The sequence below is a fragment of the Streptomyces sp. NPDC058650 genome, assembly GCF_042717315.1.
Taxonomy (GTDB): Bacteria; Actinomycetota; Actinomycetes; order Streptomycetales; family Streptomycetaceae; genus Streptomyces.
In genome coordinates this window covers 327048-347182 of record NZ_JBHXRL010000008.1, presented here as the reverse complement: position 1 = coordinate 347182, position 20135 = coordinate 327048, and the positions used below count along the sequence as shown (strand labels likewise).

Genomic DNA, 20135 nt, shown 5'->3' with positions numbered 1-20135 from the left:
GCATCCACCACTGACAACCGTCCCGAGGTCGCCCGGACGTCACCCCGAATTCAGGTGGGCGATGATGGGAGCGGCACGTCCGCACACCGTGAACCCCTGGAGAGCCTTCCCATGGCACCGCGCATCCTGCTCGCCCGGCACGGCCAGACCGAGTGGTCGCTTCTCGGCCGGCACACCGGCAGGACCGACATCCCCCTCCTCGACGAGGGCCGGCGCGGCGCGAAGCTGCTCGGCGAGCGGCTGCGCCGCGGCCCCTGGCAGGGACTGCCCGACGTGGAGGTGCGCACCAGCCCGCTGGTCCGCGCGAGCGAGACCTGCGCCATCGCCGGCTTCGGCGACCGCGCCGAACCGTGGGACGCGCTGATGGAGTGGGACTACGGGGCGTACGAGGGGATGACCCCGGCCCAGATCCAGGCGATCCGCCCCGGCTGGCTGATCTGGCGCGACGGCGTTCCGGAGGGAGAGTCGCTCGCGCGGCTCTCGGCCCGCGCCGACGAGATCGTGCAGTGGGCCCGCTCCGCCGACCGTGACGTGCTGGTCTTCGCCCACGGCCACATCCTGCGCTCGATCGGCGCGCGCTGGCTCGGCGAGGACGTCTCGTTCGCCTCCCGCATCCGCCTCGACCCGACGAGTCTCTCGGTCCTGGGCTGGGCGTACGACGCACCGGCGATCGAGCGCTGGAACGACACCGGGCACCTGGAGTAGGGCGCTCCGGCGGTCAGTACGCGGCGAGGACCCGGCTCGTCTCGGCGAGCATCCCGCGGATCCGGGCCGAGGCGATGCCGTCGAGGGAGTCCATGACGCGCTTCGCCTCCGCCGCAGCCTCGTCCGGGCGCCCGGCGTGCGCCAGGTCCTTGGCCAGGTGAGCGCGGTAGAGCGCGAGGTTCCGGGCGAAGTACGGATTCTGCAGAACCGTGGCCCGGTGGGCGTGGCGGGCGGCACGCCCCCAGTCGCCGAGGGCCGCCCAGCACTGGGCCTCCAGGGCTTCCCGCTCCGGCTCGCCGAAGAACGACATCCACTCGGGGTCGCCGTCGGCGGGCCCCCGGTCGAAGTGCCCGTGGGCGCGGCCGAGGGCCTGCTCGCAGGCGGACCGGTCGCCGAGCCCCGCCCACGCGGCCGCCTCCCGCAGCGACAGCAGCGAGAGCAGCCGGGCCGAATCGAGGGGCTGCGCGGCCCGCAGCCCCGCCTGGGCCGCCCGGACCGCCTCGCGGTACCGGCCGGTGTCCCGGGCCAGGAACGACGTGTTGCAGAAGGCGTGCGCCTCCAGGGCCGCGTTCCCGGAGAACCGCGCGGTGGCGAGGGCCTCGGCGTAGTGCGAGCGCGCGTCCTCGTGGCGGCCCGAGTCGTGGGCGAGCCAGCCGACGGAGAGGGACAGCTCGCCGGCGCCCGCGTGCAGCCGGTCCTCGGTGGAGCGACGGGTCATGGTTCCCGTGTCGAGCAGCGCGTACGCGGTACGGAGCGGCTGCGCGGCCACCTTGTAGAGCCCGTCGGCGCCGTGCCGGTCGTCGAGCAGACGGATCTGCCGTACGGCCTCCTCGACGGCCCGGACCTCGGTCTCGCCGATCCGGTGGCTGCCGCGGGGGGCGGGGATCGCGACGGCGGGGCCGCCGAGTCCCAGCGAGGCGGCCGCCAGGGTGGCGGAGCCGCTCGTCATGAATGCGCGACGCAGCACGTCGCTCTCCTCATCGTTCCGGGTCGAGATGGCGGCGGGAGGCGAGGCCCCGGCCGGGGCGGCCTGCCGCCGGCCGCGCACCGTCTCCCGCGCGGAGAAGCCCAGGTCGGAGAGGCCGAGTCCGGGGAACATGTGCAGGAAGACCCGCTCGTACGCGTAGTTGGGGCAGCGGATCTCGCCCGCTTCCACGCGCCCGATGTAGCGGGCGTCGCACGCGACCTGTTCGCCGATCTCCCGCGCTGCCCGGCGGACAGCCGCGGCGAACTCCGCCGGCGAGTGCTGTCCGCGGAGCCGGCGGAAGGCGAGGTTGGGAACTGCCCGTGACATCGCCATGGCCGAGCCCTCTCCTGGTGCTGCCGGGTGGTCCGGCGGCAAGAACGTACCTGCTGTGACCGGATGCGTACGCTGAGTTTGGCTACAAATCGGATATCTCGCCTGCGATCTGCCATGAACTGCCATCCTTTGCAGCGGCATGGCGCCGTAGCCGTTGACGCGCACGGGCGTTGAACCGTAAGGGAGAGACGGAACGTGTCTCCTCTGGAGCGAGGAGGGGTCCCATGTCGGAGATCGTTTCGCAGTCGGCCACGTGGCACGCGCCCGCCCCGGACGCCGACGCCACCCCCCAGCCCCCCGCGGAGCCCTGGGACCTGGTGACCGTGCCGGTCCGGCAGGGCCTTGAGGCCGTCGACATCCTGCGCCGCGGCGGCACCCCCGCGGTCGGCCCGGTGGTGCACGACGGGGCCTGCGACACCCTCGGCTTCCTCGTCCCGCCGGGCACGGCCGCGGCCTGGGACATGCCGGGCAGCGCGTGTACGCGGACCTCGGGGCGCGGCCTCCGCCTCCCCGAGCTGCCGGAGCTCCCCGAACCGACGGGCGACACCCCCCGCCCCGCCGGCTGGCTGCTGCCGCCGAAGGACACCGGCCCCGTCACCGACCCGGTCGTCCTGCGCGAGGCGCTCGGCGAGGCGGCCCGGCTGATCGAAGCGGCCGACGGCTGCCACTGAGCGCCCGCGTCCGGCCCGCAGGGGCGGTTCCGTCCCGAGTGCCCCGATAATGGGGTCCGTGGCCAGGAACAAACAGCGCGACCGGGCGGCGTCCGCCGCCTCCGTCGTCGAGAACGTCGACGGCGGGCTCGCCGAACTCATACCCGACCGGGAACGCCCGCGCGCCTGGACGCTGCTCATCGACGGCGCCCCGCAGTCGCACGTCGACCTCGACGACCCGGCCCACCTCTCCTTCGAGTACCAGCGGCGCCTCGGTCACATCGCCGACCTCGCCGCCCCGCCGAACCGGCCGCTCCAGGTCGTGCACCTCGGCGGCGGCGCCTTCACCCTCGCCCGGTACGTCGCCGCGACCCGCCCTCGCTCCACCCAGCAGATAGTCGAACTCGACGGGCCCCTGGTCCAGTTTGTCCGCCGTGAACTACCCCTCGACGCCGGCGCCCGCATCCGCGTCCGCTCCACCGACGCCCGCGCCGGACTCGCCAAGGTGCAGGACGGCTGGGCGGACCTCGTCATCGCCGACGTGTTCAGCGGGGCCCGCACCCCGGCCCATCTCACCAGCACCGAGTTCCTCGGCGAGGTCCGGCGGGTCCTGCGGCCCGGCGGCTTCTACGCGGCGAACCTCGCCGACGGCCCGCCCCTGACCCATCTGCGCGGCCAGATCGCCACGGCCGCCGCCGTCTTCCCCGAACTGGCGCTGACCGCCGACCCCACGGTGCTCCGCGGCCGCCGCTTCGGGAACGCGGTGCTGCTCGCCTCCGACCGTGAGCTGCCGGTGGCCGAGCTGACCCGCCGGGTCGCCACCGATCCGCACCCGGGCCGGGTGGAGCACGGACGGGAGCTCGCCGACTTCGCCGGCGGGGCGGCCCCGGTCACCGACGCGAGCGCCAAGCCCTCGCCCGTACCGCCCGCGTCCGTCTTCCGCTGAGCCGGGAGACCCTCAGCTCTGCCGGTCCTCGATCTCCACGCGGGGCGCGCTGTCGTGCCACAGGCAGAAGACCGACAGCTCGCGGCCGTCCTTGGTGAAGGTGACCCGGATCCAGGTCGGCTGCTTCCACACCTGCATCTGCCAGCCCGACGCGGGCGTCGCCGCGACCAGCTCGCCCGACGTCTCGCCGAGGTCGAAGGTGACCCGGCCGCCGTCGACCGGGTAGCTCTTCACGGAGGACGCGGTGGTGGGCGCGGGGGTGGTGGCGGGCGCGGCCGCCGTGGTGGGGGGCGTCGCCGGCGCGGACTCCGGCCGGTCGGAGGGGGTCGAAGCGGGCGCCGAGGAGGGAGTGGCGGAAGCCGTGCGTTCCTCGCTCGGCGCGGACTCGCGGGACGGCGGCGAGGTCGCGGGGGGCTCGGGCCGGCGCGTCGACGAGGTCAGCGGATCGCTGCCGGACGTGCCCGGCGCGTCGTCGGTGGCGCCGACCGGGAGCGGCAGCGCGCGCGGAGGGTCGTAGACCGTGCCGGACAGCACCGTGTGCACTCCCCACCAGGACAGGGTGACCGCCGCGCCGGTGGCGAGCGACCAGGCCAGGGCGTGAACGAGTCCTCTTCGCACCGGCCCATAGTGCACCACCCTGTGAGGGGGAGTACGGGAGGGTGCGGATTGCTCACCCGTTCCCCCGAATGGCGTACGGTGCGGCCCATGGCAAGTGTGCTCGTGGTCGAGGACGACCAGTTCGTGCGCTCCGCCCTCATCCGCCAGCTCTCCGAGGCCTCCCACACGGTACGGAGCGTCGGGACGGCTCTGGAGGCATTGCGCGAGGTCGCCCATTTCCGTTTCGACGTGGTCATCCTCGACCTCGGACTGCCCGACCTGGACGGGTCCGAGGCACTCAAGATGCTGCGCGGGATCACCGACGTACCGGTGATCATCGCGACCGCCCGGGACGACGAGGCCGAGATCGTACGGCTCCTGCACGCCGGCGCGGACGACTACCTCGTGAAGCCCTTCTCGGTCGACCACCTCTCGGCCCGCATGGCCGCCGTCCTGCGCCGGGCGCGCTCCGCCGCGGGCGAGGCGCCGCCGCCCCGGGTCATCCGGGTCGGCGGCCTCACCGTCGATCCGCTGCGCCGTCAGGCGGAGCTGGACGGGGCGCCGCTGGACCTCACCCGGCGCGAGTTCGACCTGCTGGCGTTCCTCGCCGGGCGGCCCGGCGTGGTTGTCCCGCGCAAGGAGCTGCTCGCCGAGGTGTGGCAGCAGTCCTACGGGGACGACCAGACCATCGACGTGCATTTGTCATGGCTGCGGCGGAAATTGGGTGAAACGGCCGCGCGGCCCCGCTACTTGCACACCCTGCGCGGGGTGGGCGTGAAGCTGGAGCCGCCCCGGGAGCCGCAGCCGTGAGGTGGGCGCTCGTCAAGGTGTCGCTGGCCGTCACCGTCATGGTCGTCGTCGCGTTCGCCGTACCCCTCGGGCTCGTCGTCAAGGAGATGGCCCGCGACCGGGCCTTCTCCAACGCCGAACGGCGGGCCGCCGGGCTCGCCCCCGTCCTCGCGATCACCACCGACCGCGAGGAGCTGGACAAGGCCGTCGCCACCACCGAGGACGGGGCCGCCGGACGGCTCGCCGTCCACGTGCCCGCCGCGGAGCCGGACGGGACCGCGCTGGAGATCGGCACCCGCAGGGCCGACGCGGAGGAGCTCGCCGCCACCCGCCGGCTCGGCCGGGCCTCCATAGCCGAGGTGCCGGGCGGCTTCGCGCTGCTCCAGCCCACCGCGATCAGCAGCGGTCAGGTCGCCGTCGTCGAACTCTTCGTCCCCGAGGGCGAGGTCACCAACGGCGTCGCCACCGCCTGGCTCGTCCTCGCGGGGGTCGGCATCGCGCTGATCGTCGGCTCCGTCGCCGTCGCCGACCGGCTCGGCGTCCGCATGGTCCGGCCCGCCCAGCGGCTCGCGGGCGCCGCCCACGACCTCGGCGAGGGCAGGCTCGGCGCGCGGGTGCCCGAGGAAGGCCCCCCGGAGCTCAAGTCGGCGGCCGTCGCCTTCAACTCGATGGCCGACCAGGTCGTCCAGCTCCTCGCCAACGAACGCGAGCTCGCCGCCGACCTCTCCCACCGGCTCCGCACCCCGCTGACCGTGCTGCGGCTCAACACGGCCTCGCTCGGCTCGGGACCCGCCGCCGAGCAGACCCGATCCGCCGTCGAACAGCTGGAGCGCGAGGTCGACATCATCATCCGTACGGCCCGGGAGGCGAAGCCGCAGACCCAGGCGACCGGCCCCGGCGCCGGCTGCGACGCCGCCGAAGTGGTCCGCGCGCGGATGGACTTCTGGTCGGCGCTCGCGGAGGACGAGGGCCGGCGGGTACGGGTCGCGGGCATCGAGCGTCCGGTACGCATCCCGGTGGCCCGTCCCGAACTCGTCGCCGCCCTCGACGCCCTCCTCGGCAACGTCTTCCGGCACACCCCCGAGGGCACCGCCTTCTCCATCGACGTCCACAACGGCGACGACGCCGTCATCGTCCTGGTCTCCGACGCGGGCGCCGGCATCGCCGACCCGGCCGCCGCCCTGGCCCGCGGCAACAGCGGCGGCAGGCCCGGCTCGACGGGCCTCGGCCTGGACATCGTGCGGCGGATGGCGGAGGCCACCGGGGGAGACGTCGCCATCGGGCACTCCGTCCTCGGCGGCACCGAGGTCCGCGTCTGGATCGGGCTCGACGGGCGCCGCTCGGGCACCACGACGGGCCGCCGCGGCCACCGCCCGGCCCGCCGCCGCCGCGGTGGCGGCACGGGCACCCGGCGCGCCGCCGACGCCTGAATCCCCACCGACGCCTGAATCCGGTCGGCGCCGAACCTTTCGTGGTTCCGATGCCTCCCTTAAGCGGAGCCTAAGAATCCCAACCCCGGCCCGATCGCGGTCATTTGTCCGTTTCCCAGCCGCTAGCGTGCTGCCGCACCCCACCCCCACACCCCGGCACACAGAGGCAGGCACCCGATGGGCACCAGTTCGCACCGGCGCAGGGCGAGCACCAGGACCAAGGTCGTCGGAGCGGTCGTCGCGGCGGCGATCGCCGGCGGCGCCGCCTTCGCGCTCGGCGGGACGGCGCAGGCCGCCGCCGTCGGCGCCGCGTACACCCGGACCAGTGCCTGGAACGGCGGCTACACCGGCCAGTACGTCGTCACCAACGAGACGACCGCCGCCCAGTCCGACTGGACCCTGGAGTTCGACCTCCCGGCCGGGACGACCATCGGCTCCCTATGGAACGGCGAGCACACCGTCTCCGGCGGCCACGTCACCGTGAAGCCCGCGAGCTGGAACAAGCAGCTCGGCCCCGGCCAGTCCGTCACCGTCGGCTTCGTGACCTCCGCCGCGGGCGCGGCGGGCGACCCGACCGGCTGCCTCATCAACAAGGCCGCCTGCTCCGCCGGAGGCCCCGCCCCCACCCCCAGCGGCCGCCCCACCGACCAGCCGACCGCGACCGCCTCCCCGAAGCCGACGGCGACGGCCACCGTGAAGCCGACTCCGACGGCCACGGCCACCGCGACGGCCACCGTGAAGCCGACCCCGACGGCGACCGCCACCACGCCCCCCACCACGGCGCCCACCCCGACGCCGACCGCGACGGCGACCGGCGTCCCAGCCACCGCCGCCAAGTACGCCCCGTACGTCGACACCTCGCTCTACCCGACGTACGACCTGCTCGCGACCGCCGACGCCACCGGCGTGAAGGAGTTCAACCTCGCCTTCATCACCTCCGGCGGCTCCTGCGCCCCGCTCTGGGGCGGGGTCACCGACCTCGCGAACGACAAGGTCGCGGCCCAGATCGGCGCCCTGCGCGCCAAGGGCGGTGACGTCCGCGTCTCCTTCGGCGGCGCCGCCGGCCACGAACTGGCGCTGAACTGCTCGTCGTCCTCGGCGCTCGCCGCCGCGTACGGCAAGGTCATCGACCAGTACAAGCTGACCAAGGTCGACTTCGACGTCGAGGGCGCGGCCCTGCCGGACACGGCCGCCAACACCCGCCGGTCCCAGGCGATCGCCCAGCTCCAGCAGACCCACCCGGGCCTGAACGTCTCCTTCACCCTGCCGGTCATGCCCGAGGGCCTGACGCAGCCGGGCGTGGCCCTGCTCGCCGACGCGAAGAAGAACGGCGTCCGCGTCGACGCCGTCAACATCATGGCGATGGACTACGGCCCGGCGTACAGCGCGGACATGGGCACGTACGCGATCCAGGCCGCGACCGCGACCCAGGCCCAGGTCAAGGGCGTCCTCGGGCTCTCCGACGCGGCCGCCTGGAAGGCCGTCGCCGTCACCCCGATGATCGGCGTCAACGACGTCACCACCGAGATCTTCCGGGTCGACGACGCCACGCAGCTCGTCGACTTCGCGAAGTCGAAGGGGCTCGGCTGGCTCTCGATGTGGTCCTCGACCCGTGACAAGCAGTGCGCGGCCGGCGCCGTGAACTACGCCGACGCCACCTGCTCCTCGATCCTCCAGCAGCCGCTCGCCTTCACGAAGGCCTTCGCCGCCTACAAGTAGGCAGGCCCTCAGGCCCCCCACACCGCGCGTCCCGGCCGGAACCACCCCACCGCCGGCCGGGGCGCGCACCCCTACCCGGCCGTCGCCGGCCTCACCGTGCAGGCGTCGGCGATCTCGGCCGTGTCCCAGTAGAAGGGGCGGACCTCGGCGATCCGGCCGTCCCGCACGCTGATCGTCTGCAGGATCGGGAAGGTCAGCTCGCGGCCGGTGGCACGGGCGCGGGCACGGACGCGCGTGAGGACCACCGCGGTCCGGCCCGTGGCGAGGAACTCCTGCTCCGTCATGTCGAAGGACTCCCACACCCGGCTCATCGTGAGGAAGAAGCGCTCCACGCCCGCGTGCCCGCGCCAGGTCCCGCCGTACGGCAGGGCGGCTGCCTGGTGGAGGACGACGTCGGGGGCGAAGTAGGGGGCGAGCGGCGCGAAGGAGGCCCTGCCGGGGCCTCCGGCCGCCAGATAGGCGGCCTCCGCCGCGTACATACCGGTCAGGACGGCCGCCGAGTCCGCGGCCGAGTCGGCGGTGGCGTCGGTGGCGTCGGTGGCGTCGGTGGTGGAGGGAGTCGTCATGCCGCCAGCGTGATCGCCCGGGGCGGATCACGCTGGCGGCTGTCGGACGTCGACCTCGCGAGGGGCGCCCTACGTCCGCGAGGCCTGCGCCCCGTCCGGGTGAACTCCCGCGAGCGGAGCTATCCCTTCACAGCACCCCGCATCACCCCGCCCACGATGTGCCGCCCGAACAGCGCGAGCACGACGAGCAGCGGCAGCGTCCCGAGCAGCGCGCCCGCCATCACCACCGACTGGTCGGGCACCGTCCCCCGCCCCAGGCCCGTGAGCGCCACCTGCACCGTCGGGTTGCCGGTCTGCGTCAGCGCGAGGACCGGCCAGAAGAAGTCGTTCCAGGCCGCCACGAACGACAGCATCCCGAGGACCGCCATCGCCGGGCGCGCCGCCGGCAGCACCACGTGCCACACCGTCCGCAGGGTCCCCGCCCCGTCCATCCGGGCGGCTTCGAGCACCTCGGCCGGCAGGGCCCGCCGCAGGTGCTGGAGCATGAAGAAGACCCCGAAGGCGGAGACGAGCGACGGCAGGATCACCGCCTGGAGCTCGTCCGTCCAGCGCAGCCGCGCGATCAGCAGATAGAGCGGGACGACCCCCAGCTGAGGCGGGATCAGCATCGTCCCGGCCACGAGCAGGAGCAGCGTGCCCCGGAAGCGGAACCGCAGCTTGGCGAAGGCGAAGCCGGCGAGGGTCGAGAACAGCACCGTGGCCGCCGCGACCGTTCCCGCGACCAGCGCGGTGTTCGCCAGGGCCTCGCCCAGCCGGGCGTCGGTCCAGGCCACCTCCAGGTTCCCGGGCAGGTTCCGCCCGAACCGGAAGGGCGGCGGGGTGGCCGCGAGCCGCGTACTGGTCCGCGAGGCGGCGACCGCCGTCCACAGCAGCGGGAAGAGGGAGACGGCCGTGAAGAGCGCGAGCAGCGCGTACGTGCCCCAGCCTGCCCGCTCCGTCCTCATGCGGCCCGCCGCCCCCGTGCGAGGCCCCCGCGCAGGAGCCGTACGGCTCCGAACAGCACGACCAGGATGAGGAGCATCGCCCAGGCGATGGCCGCGGCCCGCCCCAGATGGAGGTTCACCCAGCCCTGCTCGTACAGATAGAGCCCGAGGGTCTGGAACTGGTGATCGGCGCCACCGGAGGCACCGGCCCCGCTCCCGAACAGCAGCGGCTCGCCGAAGAGCTGGGTCGCGCCGATCGTCGAGACCAGCACGGTGAAGGCGAGGGCGGGCCGCAGCCCCGGCAGCGTCACGTGCAGGAACTGGCGCCACCGTGACGCCCCGTCGAGCGCCGCCGCCTCGTACAGCTCGCGCGGGATCGTCTGCATCGCCGCCAGGTAGATCAGCGCGTTGTAGCCGGTCCAGCGCCAGACGACGATCGACGAGACCGCGAGCTTCGACGCCCACGGGCCGTTCTGCCAGTCCACCGGGGCCAGACCGACCACCCCCAGGGCCCAGTTGGCCATCCCGTGGTCCCGCCCGTAGAACAGCGCGAAGACCAGCGTCGCGGCGGCGACCGAGGTGGCGTACGGGGCGAGTGCCACGACCCGGTAGAACCCCCGGCCCCGCAGCCGCACGTCGAGCAGATGCGCCACGCCGAGCGCGAGCAGCAGCTGCGGGACGGTGGAAAGGACCCCGATGACGACGGTGTTCACGAGCGCGTTCCAGAAGAACGTGTCGTCGAGCAGCCGCGCGTAGTTGTGCAGCCCCACCCACTCCGGCTCGGCGGGCGCGGTCAGCTCGACCCGGTGCAGTGAGGTCCAGGCGGTGGCGAGCAGCGGGAACATCCCGAAGGCCCCGAAGAAGAGGAAGAACGGTGCGACGAGCAGGTACGGCGCCCAGCGCGAGCCGACGGGGGTACGACGGAGACGCCGACGCCGACCGCGCGCCCCCAGGCCCCGGGAGGGGGCCCCGGCGGCTCCGGCCCCGGCTCCGGCTCCGACTCCGCCTCCGGCTCGGTCCCCGGTCCCGGCCCCGGCCCGGTCCCGGGCCCCGGTCCCGGCCCCGGCCTTCGGATCGGTCGTCGGCGGGCGGGTCGGACGTCGGGGTGTCGGCGGGTCCGTCGGGTCCTGCGGGTCCGTGGGCGTCCGCGTCTCGGTCACGGCGCCCTCACCGGTCCAGCGCGTTGTCGATCGCCTTCATCGCGGCCTTCCAGGCCGACTCCGGCGGGCGGCCCGTCTGGTCGACCTGGAGCATGCCGACGTCGGCGAGGGTCTGGGCGACGAGGGCGTCCTTCGGGCCGACGGGGGCCCGCGGGACGCCCCGCGCCGCCGCGGCGAAGATCTCGCCGACCGGGGCGTCGCCGAAGTACGGGTGGCGGGCGTCCGCGACCGCCGGGAGCGCGTACGCGGCCGAGGCGCTGGGGAAGCTGCCGCGCCGCTCGAAGAGCACCGCCTGCTGGGCGGGCGCCGTCAGCCAGGCCGCGAGCCGGGCCGCCTCGGCGCGGTGCCGCCCGGCGGACGGCACGACGAGGAACGAGCCGCCCCAGCTGCCCGGCCGGGGCGCCGCCGCCACGTCCCACCGGCCGCGCCCGGCCGGGCCCGCCTTGTCCTGGATGTAGCCGAGCATCCAGGCGGGGCAGGCGACCGTGGCGAACGCGCCGTTCGCGAAGGCCTGGTCCCAGCCGGGGGTGAACTGCTGGAGCCGGGCCGTGAGCCCCTGCCGGGCGAACGCGGCGGCGAGGTCCCAGGCCTCCCGTACGGCAGGGTTGACCGCCACGATCAGATCGCCCCGCTCGTCGTAGTACCGGAGCGCCGCGCTGCCCGTGACCGCCGCCATCACCCCGGAGGCGGAGTCGGTGAAGGCGGTGCCCTCCGGGGCCCGCTCGCGGTAACGGACACCGGCCGCCAGGTACTTGCGCCAGTCCCCGGCCCACAGCCGCCCCACCGCGCCCCGCTCGGTGGGCAGCCCGGCGCGGGCGAAGAGGTCCTTGCGGTAGCAGACGGCCTGCGGCCCGATGTCGGTGCCGAGCGCGAGCGTGCGCCCGTCGGGGGCGGTGCCCTGCGCCCACTTCCACGGCAGGAAGGCCTCCCGGTCGACCCCCGGCGCCGAGCCGAGCCCGTCGAGCCGGCCCGCCTGCGTGGCGAGCACCTCGGCGATGTTGCCGACCTCGACGGCCTGGACGTCGGCGAGACCGGAGCCGGCGGTGAGGTGGGTGAGCAGCTGCGGGTAGTAGACGTCGTTGCGGGTGAGGGAGGTCTGCCGGACCGCGATGTCCGGGTGGAGCCGCATGTACGTGTCGTAGAGCCCGGCCTCCTGGAGGCCGAACGTGCCGAACACGCCGACGGTGAGCGTGATCCGCCGCCCGCTCCCGTCCACGGGCTCCCGCACCGGGACGCCCGCCCCGGGCGGCGGGGCGGGGTCGGTGGCGCAGCCGCCGGAGAGCGCCGAGCCCAGGAGGAGGGCGAGGGCGAGCGCGACGACGGGCCCGTTCCGCTTCCTGCTCCCCATGGGCCCCGACCGTAGTGCGGCTCCGCCCGGGCGGCGGGGGACAGCTCGCCGGGCCGCGCGGAAGTCACCCGCACGCACCACACCCCCGCCCCCGCGTCGTCGAACGTCTTCGACGACTCCCGGACCTTGACCGTGTTCTGACCCCCACTCAATAGTGGGAGCGCTCCCATTCACCCTTCGACGGGATACCCATGCGCAGAACACGCCACCTCCTCGCGGGGCTCGCCCTGACCGCGGGCCTCCTCGCGGGAGCGGTCCCCGCGACCGCCGCCCCGGAGACGCCCGTACCCACGGCCGCGGCAGCACCCTCGTACACCTGGAAGAACGTCCGGATCGACGGCGGCGGCTTCGTCCCCGGCATCGTCTTCAACCGGGCCGAGAAGGACCTCGTCTACGCCCGCACCGACATCGGCGGCGTCTACCGCTGGAACCAGGCCGCCTCCTCCTGGACCCCGCTCCTCGACTCCGTCGACTGGGACCACTGGGGCCACACCGGAGTCGTCGGCCTCGCCTCCGACACCGTCGACCCCGACCGGCTGTACGCGGCGGTCGGCACGTACACGAACGACTGGGACCCCGGCAACGGCGCCGTCCTGCGCTCCGCCGACCGGGGCGCCACCTGGCAGCGCACCGACCTCCCCTTCAAGCTCGGCGGCAACATGCCCGGCCGCGGCATGGGCGAACGCCTGGCCGTCGACCCGCACAAGAACAGCGTCCTCTACCTCGGCGCGCCCAGCGGCAACGGCCTGTGGCGCTCCACCGACTCCGGCGTCACCTGGTCGAAGGTCACCACCTTCACCAACCCCGGCAATTACCAGCAGGACCCGACCGACACCAGCGGCTACAACTCCGACGAGCAGGGCATCGTCTGGGTCACCTTCGACGAGTCCACGGGCACCCCCGGGACCGCGACCGGCACGATCTACGTCGGCGTGGGCGACAAGGAGAACGCCGTCTACCGCTCCACCGACGCCGGCGCCACCTGGACCCGCCTGCCCGGCCAGCCCACCGGCCACCTCGCCCACAAGGGCGTCCTCGACGCGGAGAACGGCTACCTCTACCTCGCGTACAGCGACACGGCAGGACCGTACGACGGCGGCAAGGGCCAGGTCTGGCGGTACGCCACCGCCACCGGCGAGTGGAAGAACATCAGCCCGGTCGCCGAGGCCGACACCGTCCACGGCTTCAGCGGCCTCACCGTCGACCGGCAGCGGCCCGGCACGGTCATGGTCTCCGCCTACAGCGCCTGGTGGCCGGACACCCAGATCTTCCGCACCACCGACTCCGGCTCCACGTGGACCAAGGCCTGGGACTACAGCTCGTACCCGACCCGCGCCGACCGCTACACGATGGACGTCTCCTCCGTCCCCTGGCTGACCTGGGGCGCCACCCCGGCCCCGCCCGAACAGACCCCGAAGCTCGGCTGGATGACCGAGGCCCTGGAGATCGACCCCTTCGACTCGAACCGCATGATGTACGGCACGGGCGCCACGATCTACGGCACCCACGAGCTCACCCGGTGGGACACCGGGACGAACTTCACCATCAGGCCCATGGTGAAGGGACTCGAGGAGACCGCCGTCCTCGACCTGGCCTCCCCGCCGTCCGGCGCCCCGCTGATCAGCGCCCTCGGCGACATCGGCGGCTTCCGCCACACGGACCTCACCACGGTCCCGTCGATGATGTTCACCTCCCCGAACTTCACCTCCACGACCAGCCTCGACTACGCCGAGACGAACCCGGACCTCCTTGTCCGCTCCGGCCACCTCGACGGCGGACCGCGCGTCGCGTTCTCCACCGACAACGGCGCCAACTGGTCCGCCGGACAGGAGCCTTCGGGCGTCACCGGCGGCGGCACGGTCGCCGCGTCCGCCGACGGCGGCCGTTACGTGTGGAGCCCGGACGGCACCGGAGTCCACACCGGCACCGGGGGCGCCTGGACCGCCTCCAGCGGCATCCCCGCCGGCGCGACCGTCGAGTCCGACCGGGTCGACCCGAAGACCTTCTACGGCTTCAAGGACGGCACCTTCTACGCCAGTACGGACGGCGGCGCGACCTTCACGGCCCGCGCCACCGGCCTCCCGGCCAAGGGCAACGCCCGCTTCAAGGCCGTCCCCGGCAAGAAGGGCGATATCTGGTTCGCCGGCGGCGCCCCCGACTCCACGTACGGCCTCTGGCACTCCACCGACGGCGGCGCGACCTTCGCCCGGGTCTCCGGCGTCGAGCAGGCCGACACGATCGGCTTCGGCAAGGCCGCACCCGGCGCCACGTACCCCGCGCTCTACACGAGCGCGAAGATCGGCGGCGTACGGGGCGTCTTCCGCTCCACCGACGCGGGCGCGAGCTGGGTCCGGATCAACGACGCCGCCCACCAGTGGGGCTGGACCGGCGGCGCGATCACCGGTGACCCCCGGGTCTACGGCCGCGTGTACGTCTCCACCAACGGCCGCGGCATCATCTACGGCGACACGACGGAGACCGGCGGCGGCACCGACCCCACCGACCCGCCGGACCCCACCGACCCGCCCGCGCCCACCGGCGCCTGCAAGGTCTCCTACAAGGTCACCAACCAGTGGCAGGGCGGCTTCCAGGCCGACGTCACCCTGACCAACACCTCCGCCACCGCCTGGACCGGCTGGAAGCTCGGCTGGGAGTACCCCGCCGGGCAGCGGATCGGCCAGATGTGGAACGCCACCCCGGCCCGGACGGGGACCGCGGTCACGGCGCAGAACGTCGGCTGGAACGGCCCCGTCGCCGCCGGAGCCTCCGCCTCCTTCGGCTTCACCGGCACCTGGACCGGCACCAACCCCGTACCGGCCGCCTTCACCCTCGGAGGTGCGACGTGCTCCGTCGCCTGATCGCCACGACGGCCCTCCTGGCCGCCGCCCTCACCCTCACCCCCGCCACTCCGGCGGCCGCCGCCGACGCCCCGCTCCGGGACCTCGCCGAGGCCCGGGGCATCTACCTCGGCACCGCCGTCACCGGCGGGAAGCTCACCGGCGGGTACGCGGACGTCGCCGCCGCCCAGTTCGACTCGGTCACCCCCGGCAACGAGATGAAGTGGGGCTCCGTCGAACGCACCCGGGGCACGTACGACTGGACCGGCGCCGACCGGGTCGTCGACTTCGCCGAGGCCCACGGCCAGCGCGTCCGCGGCCACACCCTCGTCTGGCACAGCCAGCTGCCCTCCTGGGTGACCGACGGCACCTGGACCGCCGACGGGCTCCGCACCCTGATGACCGACCACATCGCCGCCGAGGCCGGCCGCTACAAGGGCCGGATCGACCACTGGGACGTCGTCAACGAGCCCCTGAACGAGGACGGCACCCTGCGGCAGTCCGTCTTCGGGGCGACCCTCGGCGAGTCGTACATCGCCGACGCCTTCCGCGCCGCCCGGGCCGCCGACCCGGCCGCGAAGCTCTACCTCAACGACTACTCGACGGACGCGCTCGGCGCGAAGAGCGACGGCATGTACGCCCTGGTGAAGCGGCTCCTCGCGCAGGGCGTCCCGGTCGACGGCGTCGGCTTCCAGGCCCATCTCGTCCTCGGCCAGGTCCCCGCCTCCCTGGAGGCCAACCTGCGCCGCTTCGCCGACCTCGGCGTGGACGTGGCGATCACCGAGCTCGACATCCGCATGACCCTGCCCGCGACCGACGCGACGCTCGCGCGGCAGAAGGCCGACTACGCCTCCGTCCTGCGCGCCTGCCTGGCCGTCACCCGCTGCGCGGGCGTCACGGTCTGGGGCTTCACCGACTCCGACTCCTGGATCCCGGACTTCTTCCCCGGTCAGGGCGCGGCGACCCCGTACGACGAGGGCCTCGCCCCGAAGCCCGCCCGCGCCGGGATCGCCGAGGCGCTCGCCCCCGTCACCCCGCCCGCCCCGGGGGTGTGCTCCGTCACGTACGCGGTCACGAGCCAGTGGACGGGCGGCTTCACGGCCCAGGTCACCGTCCGCAACACGGGTACGGCCCCGCTGAACGGCTGGACCGTCCGCTGGTCCTATCCGGCCGGCCAGCGGCTCACCCAGGCCTGGAACACCACGGCGACGCAGGCCGGGACGGAGGTGACGGCGACGAACCTCGCGTACAACGCGACGGTCCCGGCGGGCGGCTCGGCGGCCTTCGGCTTCAATGGCGCCTGGTCGGGCACCAACCCGCCCCCGACGGCCTTCAGCTGCTCCTAGGGGCAACTCCGGCGACATACGAAAACGACCGAGGCCCCGGTTCTTCCGAACCGGGGCCTCGGCCTTCAGGGTGAGTAACGGGACTCGAACCCGCGACATCCTGGACCACAACCAGGTGCTCTACCATCTGAGCTATACCCACCATGACCGGAGTTTTTCTCGGGTTTCCCCGACCGGCCGAGAAGAAGTCTACAGGGTCCTGGGGGGTGCTCGCGCCCGCATTGATTCCGGACGCGAGCGACCCCGTTCGGACGGGGTCTACTCCGCGGGCGCGGCGTGGCGCGCGGCGATCCGCTTCGCGGTCTCCGAGTCCGGTCCGGGCTGCGGGACGAAGACCGCCTCGCGGTAGTAGCGGAGCTCCGTGATGGAGTCGCGGATGTCGGCGAGTGCCCGATGGTTGCCGTTCTTCTCCGGACTGTTGAAGTACGCCCTCGGGTACCAGCGGCGGGCCAGCTCCTTGACCGAGGAGACATCGACGATCCGGTAGTGCAGGTGGCTCTCCAGGGCAGGCATGTCCCGAGCGAGGAAGCCGCGGTCCGTGGAGACCGAGTTCCCGCACAGCGGCGCCTTGCCGGGTTCCTTGACGTGCTCGCGGATGTACGCGAGGACCTGGGCCTCCGCGTCGGCGAGCGTGGTGCCGCCGGCGAGCTCGTCGAGAAGCCCCGAGGCCGTGTGCATTTGGCGCACGATCTCGGGCATGGTCTCCAGGGCCGCGTCCGGCGGGCGGATCACGATGTCCACCCCGTCGCCGAGCACGTTCAGTTCCGAGTCGGTGACCAGTGCGGCCACCTCGATGAGTGCGTCGTCCGTCAGCGAGAGCCCGGTCATCTCGCAGTCGATCCACACCATGCGATCGTTCATGCGTCCACCTTATGGTGTGCGGTCCCCGAGGGGACGGCCGACGGGCGCCCGGGGGAGGTGTCCCCGGACGCCCGTCGGTCCTGCGGTGCGCCGCTTGTGGCCGCGCGGGTCGGTGTTACTGCGCGCTGCGCTGGCCCGGCAGGGAGGGGCGGCCGGGAGCGTAGACGTCCCCGTACTGCTTCCCCCCCTCCAGGGGGGAGGCCGGGCGCCGCATGCCGGCGCCGACCTGGACGGGCATGACCGGATCGAGCACCGCCGTCCCGACATCGCCCTGCGGCCGCCTGGCCCGGTACGCCGCCCGGTAGGCGGCCGGCGACGAGCCGAGCTGGCGCCGGAAGTGGCCGCGCAGCGCCACCGGGGAGCGGAAGCCGCACCGGCCCGCGACCTCGTCGACCGAGTAGTCGGAGGTCTCCAGCAGCCGCTGCGCCTGGAGCACCCGCTGCGTGATCAGCCACTGGAGCGGGGCGGACCCCGTCAGTGAGCGGAACCGGCGGTCGAAGGTCCGCCGTGACATGTACGCGCGCGCGGCCAGGGTCTCCACGTCGAACTGCTCGTGGAGGTGCTCCAGCGCCCAGGCGACGACCTCGGCCAGCGGGTCGGCGCCGATCTCCTCTGGTAAAGACCTGTCGAGGTAGCGCTCCTGACCGCCGCTGCGCCGCGGCGGGACGACCAGCCGGCGCGCCAGCGCGCCCGCGGCCTCGGTGCCGTGGTCGGTCCGCACGATGTGCAGACACAGATCGATTCCGGCCGCGGTGCCTGCGGAGGTGAGGACGTCGCCGTCGTCGACGAAGAGCTCCCGCGGGTCCACGTGGACCGACGGGTAGCGCTTGGCGAGCGTCGGCGCGTACATCCAGTGCGTCGTCGCCGGCCGGCCGTCGAGCAGGCCCGCGGCGGCGAGGACGAAGGCCCCGGTGCAGAGGCCGACGATCCGCGCGCCCTCCTCGTGGGCACGGCGCAGCGCTTCGAGCGCCTCCGGCGGTGGCGGCGAGGTGATCGACCGCCAGGCCGGTACGACGACCGTCCCGGCGCGGCCGATGGCCTCCAGGCCGTATGGCGCGGTGAGTTCGAGACCGCCGGTGGTGCGCAGCGGGCCGTCCTCGCCGGCGCAGACGAGCAGCCGGTAGCGGGGCACGCCCGCGTCCTGCCGGTCGATGCCGAAAACGGAGAGCGGGATGGAGCTCTCGAAGATGGGGCCGCCGCTGAACAAAAGCACTGCGACGACTTCACGGCGGCGGCGTCCGGACAGCTTCCGTGCGACCTCCGGTACGGCGGAGTCCTGGCTCATGACGCTAAGCCCCCCTCGGTGTTCGCGTCTCCCTGGTCGTGTCGCTCCTGCACGTTTCCCCTCGGTTTTGCACGAGACCCCAGTCTTCGGTACCCATGATCGAATCTACTGCGTCCCGTGGCGCCGGCGTGACAAGTTCTCCATCCGGTGGATTGTCGACAAGGCCACTTGGCGCGAAGCGATCGATCGCGAAGCGTTCCACCTGACGGCCGCCAAGGGAAGGGGCAGCGCCGCGAACGCCCCGCGAGCGTAGGGTGCGGGGCCTTGAATCGGGGCTTCGGGGGCTGTCGGCACCGGGGTTGGCCAACCGTTCCGCCAAGGACTCGCCGACGAATGGAAGTTGGCTGAAATCATATGGGTTCGGGTGTGCGAACCTGTCAACTCGGAGAGGGTCGGGCCGGTCTTCGGCTCAGTTCCGGCGCCTGGTTCGTACCGTTTCGGCCTGAAGTCCGCGCTCCGAGCGACGCAGCAGCACCCGGCACGCCGCCGTCACCGAGACGAGCCCCAGCGCGGCCCCGGCGGCTCCGCCGAGCGAGGTGCCGAAGACGACGAGCACCACGGGCACGAGGACGCAGCAGAAGACCGCCCACCGGACGACGTCACCGGCCGGGTCGGCGGTTCCCGCCCCGGCGGCCGCTCCCCCTTCCCGGTCCGGGTCCGCCGAGGCGGTCGCGGCGGCGGTCGCGGAGGGGCCCGCGGGGGCGGCGGGCGCGGCGGGCGCGCGGCGGCGGCCGCGGGGCGAGCCGAGCGCGGGCGCGGGGGCGGTGGAGGTCTGGCCGGCGGCGGTCGATGGTGCGGGCACGGGCGGTCTCCCTGCGACGGGGGGCTGGACCTGTGGCAACGAGGAACGGAACGTTCCGGTCACTGTGCGCGACGTCCGTTTGGCCCCCGTACCGACGCCTGTAGGGCACAACCGGCATTGCCAGATCGCGAACCCCTCGGGCATGCTCCCTGGGACGCCACGCGAGAGCGGGGTGCACGCCGGGGAGTGACACGGCGGGCTCTGGGCAGGAGAGGAGTGTCGCCGTACCCTTGGGGGTATGGGCTTGGGAAGATGATTCCCGGACACAGCTCCGCCGCCACCCGTTGTTCCGTCCCTCCTTTCCCCGTCCCTTCCCACGAGGACTCCCTTCGCCGAGACACCGATGGCCGGTCACGAATTCCCCGAACCCGCGGACCGCAAGCGCGTCGCCGACTCCACGGTCGACCCCCTCGCGGTAGAACAGCCACGCCATTCCTGCGACCCGGCCTTCCGGCACGGGGTGGTCGTCGGTTTCGACGGCTCCACGTCCAGTGAGCGCGCCCTCGCGTACGCCATCGGCATGGCCCGCCGCTCCGGCTCCGGCCTGATCATCGTGCACGTGGCCAACCGGCTGCCGACCACGGTGTGGGCCGGCTGCGAGCCGCCGGTCTTCGTCGACGTGCCGGACCACCGCACCGAGGTCCTCGGGCTTGAGCTGGCCTGCGCCGAGCACCTCTCCGAGGTGCCGTGGATCCTCGTCGAGCGCGGCGGGGACATCTGCCACGAGCTGGAGGAGGTCGGCCGCGAGTACTCGGCCGACGCGATCGTGGTCGGCTCCACGCACGGGATCGTCGGCCGGATCTTCGGCTCGGTCGCCGGCCGCCTCGCGCGCCGCGCCCAGCGGCCCGTGATCGTCATCCCTTAGCCGTCC

18 protein-coding genes and 1 tRNA gene are annotated in these 20135 nt (G+C 73.7%); 9 read left to right on the top strand and 10 right to left on the bottom strand.

Annotated elements, in window-relative coordinates:
* Positions 1-111 precede the first annotated feature (111 nt).
* The gene (locus tag ACFWWU_RS17560; protein WP_384145739.1) at positions 112-705 is read left to right on the top strand and encodes a histidine phosphatase family protein; all 594 of its coding nucleotides are present in this window, start codon (positions 112-114) and stop codon (positions 703-705) included.
* Positions 706-718: 13 nt separating this feature from the next.
* Here ACFWWU_RS17560 and ACFWWU_RS17555 read toward each other — a convergent pair whose 3' ends face one another.
* Positions 719-2005 (bottom strand): tetratricopeptide repeat protein, encoded by a 1287-nt coding sequence (locus tag ACFWWU_RS17555; RefSeq protein WP_384145736.1) that lies wholly within the window; start codon positions 2003-2005, stop codon positions 719-721.
* 224 nt (positions 2006-2229) lie between these two features.
* Here ACFWWU_RS17555 and ACFWWU_RS17550 point away from each other — a divergent pair, with 224 nt between their 5' ends.
* Together ACFWWU_RS17550 and ACFWWU_RS17545 are read left to right on the top strand one after the other, a co-directional pair.
* The gene (locus ACFWWU_RS17550) at positions 2230-2676 is read left to right on the top strand and encodes a hypothetical protein (RefSeq protein WP_384145734.1); all 447 of its coding nucleotides are present in this window, start codon (positions 2230-2232) and stop codon (positions 2674-2676) included.
* A 49-nt stretch (positions 2677-2725) separates the two neighbouring features.
* A complete protein-coding gene (locus ACFWWU_RS17545) occupies positions 2726-3601 on the top strand; it encodes a spermidine synthase (protein WP_384145731.1) in 876 nt (291 codons plus the stop codon).
* A gap of 12 nt (positions 3602-3613) precedes the next feature.
* Here ACFWWU_RS17545 and ACFWWU_RS17540 read toward each other — a convergent pair whose 3' ends face one another.
* Positions 3614-4219, bottom strand: a complete 606-nt coding sequence (locus ACFWWU_RS17540) for a hypothetical protein (protein ID WP_384145729.1) — start codon at positions 4217-4219, stop codon at positions 3614-3616.
* A gap of 87 nt (positions 4220-4306) precedes the next feature.
* Between ACFWWU_RS17540 and ACFWWU_RS17535 the strand changes: the two genes are divergently transcribed.
* The 3 genes from ACFWWU_RS17535 (at position 4307) to ACFWWU_RS17525 (ending at position 8136) form a co-directional block, all read left to right on the top strand.
* Positions 4307-5008, top strand: coding sequence for a response regulator transcription factor (locus ACFWWU_RS17535; protein ID WP_055643319.1), 702 nt, complete (start codon positions 4307-4309; stop codon positions 5006-5008).
* Positions 5005-6417 (top strand): ATP-binding protein, encoded by a 1413-nt coding sequence (locus ACFWWU_RS17530; protein WP_384145726.1) that lies wholly within the window; start codon positions 5005-5007, stop codon positions 6415-6417. Before ACFWWU_RS17535 ends, ACFWWU_RS17530 begins: the two co-directional genes overlap by 4 nt.
* Positions 6418-6594: 177 nt before the next feature.
* On the top strand, positions 6595-8136 hold the full coding sequence (locus ACFWWU_RS17525; RefSeq protein WP_384145723.1) for a cellulose binding domain-containing protein: 1542 nt from the start codon (positions 6595-6597) through the stop codon (positions 8134-8136).
* Positions 8137-8207: 71 nt separating this feature from the next.
* Here the strand turns inward: ACFWWU_RS17525 and ACFWWU_RS17520 are convergent, their stop codons facing one another.
* From ACFWWU_RS17520 to ACFWWU_RS17505, 4 genes are all read right to left on the bottom strand, one after another.
* Complete coding sequence (locus tag ACFWWU_RS17520) at positions 8208-8702, bottom strand: nuclear transport factor 2 family protein (protein WP_384145720.1); 495 nt, start codon at positions 8700-8702, stop codon at positions 8208-8210.
* Positions 8703-8821: 119 nt separating this feature from the next.
* Entirely contained in the window at positions 8822-9646 is an 825-nt protein-coding gene (locus tag ACFWWU_RS17515; RefSeq protein ID WP_384145717.1) for a carbohydrate ABC transporter permease, read from the bottom strand.
* Positions 9643-10578, bottom strand: a complete 936-nt coding sequence (locus tag ACFWWU_RS17510; RefSeq protein ID WP_384145911.1) for a carbohydrate ABC transporter permease — start codon at positions 10576-10578, stop codon at positions 9643-9645. Before ACFWWU_RS17510 ends, ACFWWU_RS17515 begins: the two co-directional genes overlap by 4 nt.
* 214 nt (positions 10579-10792) lie before the next feature.
* Positions 10793-12133, bottom strand: coding sequence for an ABC transporter substrate-binding protein (locus tag ACFWWU_RS17505; RefSeq protein WP_384145714.1), 1341 nt, complete (start codon positions 12131-12133; stop codon positions 10793-10795).
* A gap of 191 nt (positions 12134-12324) precedes the next feature.
* Here ACFWWU_RS17505 and ACFWWU_RS17500 point away from each other — a divergent pair, with 191 nt between their 5' ends.
* Together ACFWWU_RS17500 and ACFWWU_RS17495 are read left to right on the top strand one after the other, a co-directional pair.
* Positions 12325-14991, top strand: a complete 2667-nt coding sequence (locus tag ACFWWU_RS17500) for a cellulose binding domain-containing protein (RefSeq protein WP_384145711.1) — start codon at positions 12325-12327, stop codon at positions 14989-14991.
* A complete protein-coding gene (locus ACFWWU_RS17495; RefSeq protein WP_384145708.1) occupies positions 14976-16316 on the top strand; it encodes an endo-1,4-beta-xylanase in 1341 nt (446 codons plus the stop codon). Before ACFWWU_RS17500 ends, ACFWWU_RS17495 begins: the two co-directional genes overlap by 16 nt.
* A gap of 69 nt (positions 16317-16385) precedes the next feature.
* Here the strand turns inward: ACFWWU_RS17495 and ACFWWU_RS17490 are convergent.
* The 4 genes from ACFWWU_RS17490 to ACFWWU_RS17475 form a co-directional block, all read right to left on the bottom strand.
* A tRNA-His gene (locus tag ACFWWU_RS17490) sits at positions 16386-16458 on the bottom strand.
* Between the two features lie 116 nt (positions 16459-16574).
* Positions 16575-17177, bottom strand: coding sequence for an oligoribonuclease (orn, locus tag ACFWWU_RS17485; RefSeq protein ID WP_384145705.1), 603 nt, complete (start codon positions 17175-17177; stop codon positions 16575-16577).
* Positions 17178-17292: 115 nt separating this feature from the next.
* The gene (locus ACFWWU_RS17480; protein WP_384145703.1) at positions 17293-18462 is read right to left on the bottom strand and encodes a helix-turn-helix domain-containing protein; all 1170 of its coding nucleotides are present in this window, start codon (positions 18460-18462) and stop codon (positions 17293-17295) included.
* A 409-nt stretch (positions 18463-18871) separates the two neighbouring features.
* Positions 18872-19264 carry a hypothetical protein gene (locus ACFWWU_RS17475; protein ID WP_384145700.1) on the bottom strand — a complete coding sequence of 131 codons (393 nt, stop codon included), beginning with the start codon at positions 19262-19264 and terminating at the stop codon, positions 18872-18874.
* Positions 19265-19607: 343 nt separating this feature from the next.
* Here ACFWWU_RS17475 and ACFWWU_RS17470 point away from each other — a divergent pair, with 343 nt between their 5' ends.
* On the top strand, positions 19608-20129 hold the full coding sequence (locus ACFWWU_RS17470) for a universal stress protein (protein WP_024758120.1): 522 nt from the start codon (positions 19608-19610) through the stop codon (positions 20127-20129).
* Positions 20130-20135 lie beyond the last annotated feature (6 nt).

Bases quoted from the DNA above. Each gene is read 5' to 3' on its own strand.
- ACFWWU_RS17560 (WP_384145739.1), top strand. From the start codon at position 112: ATGGCACCGCGCATCCTGCTCGCCCGGCACGGCCAGACCGAGTGGTCG.
- ACFWWU_RS17555 (WP_384145736.1), bottom strand. From the start codon at position 2,005: ATGGCGATGTCACGGGCAGTTCCCAACCTCGCCTTCCGCCGGCTCCGC.
- ACFWWU_RS17550 (WP_384145734.1), top strand. From the start codon at position 2,230: ATGTCGGAGATCGTTTCGCAGTCGGCCACGTGGCACGCGCCCGCCCCG.
- ACFWWU_RS17545 (WP_384145731.1), top strand. From the start codon at position 2,726: ATGGGGTCCGTGGCCAGGAACAAACAGCGCGACCGGGCGGCGTCCGCC.
- ACFWWU_RS17535 (WP_055643319.1), top strand. From the start codon at position 4,307: ATGGCAAGTGTGCTCGTGGTCGAGGACGACCAGTTCGTGCGCTCCGCC.
- ACFWWU_RS17525 (WP_384145723.1), top strand. From the start codon at position 6,595: ATGGGCACCAGTTCGCACCGGCGCAGGGCGAGCACCAGGACCAAGGTC.
- ACFWWU_RS17520 (WP_384145720.1), bottom strand. From the start codon at position 8,702: ATGACGACTCCCTCCACCACCGACGCCACCGACGCCACCGACGCCACC.
- ACFWWU_RS17515 (WP_384145717.1), bottom strand. From the start codon at position 9,646: ATGAGGACGGAGCGGGCAGGCTGGGGCACGTACGCGCTGCTCGCGCTC.
- ACFWWU_RS17505 (WP_384145714.1), bottom strand. From the start codon at position 12,133: ATGGGGAGCAGGAAGCGGAACGGGCCCGTCGTCGCGCTCGCCCTCGCC.
- ACFWWU_RS17500 (WP_384145711.1), top strand. From the start codon at position 12,325: ATGCGCAGAACACGCCACCTCCTCGCGGGGCTCGCCCTGACCGCGGGC.
- orn (WP_384145705.1), bottom strand. From the start codon at position 17,177: ATGAACGATCGCATGGTGTGGATCGACTGCGAGATGACCGGGCTCTCG.
- ACFWWU_RS17480 (WP_384145703.1), bottom strand. From the start codon at position 18,462: ATGAGCCAGGACTCCGCCGTACCGGAGGTCGCACGGAAGCTGTCCGGA.
- ACFWWU_RS17470 (WP_024758120.1), top strand. From the start codon at position 19,608: ATGGCCGGTCACGAATTCCCCGAACCCGCGGACCGCAAGCGCGTCGCC.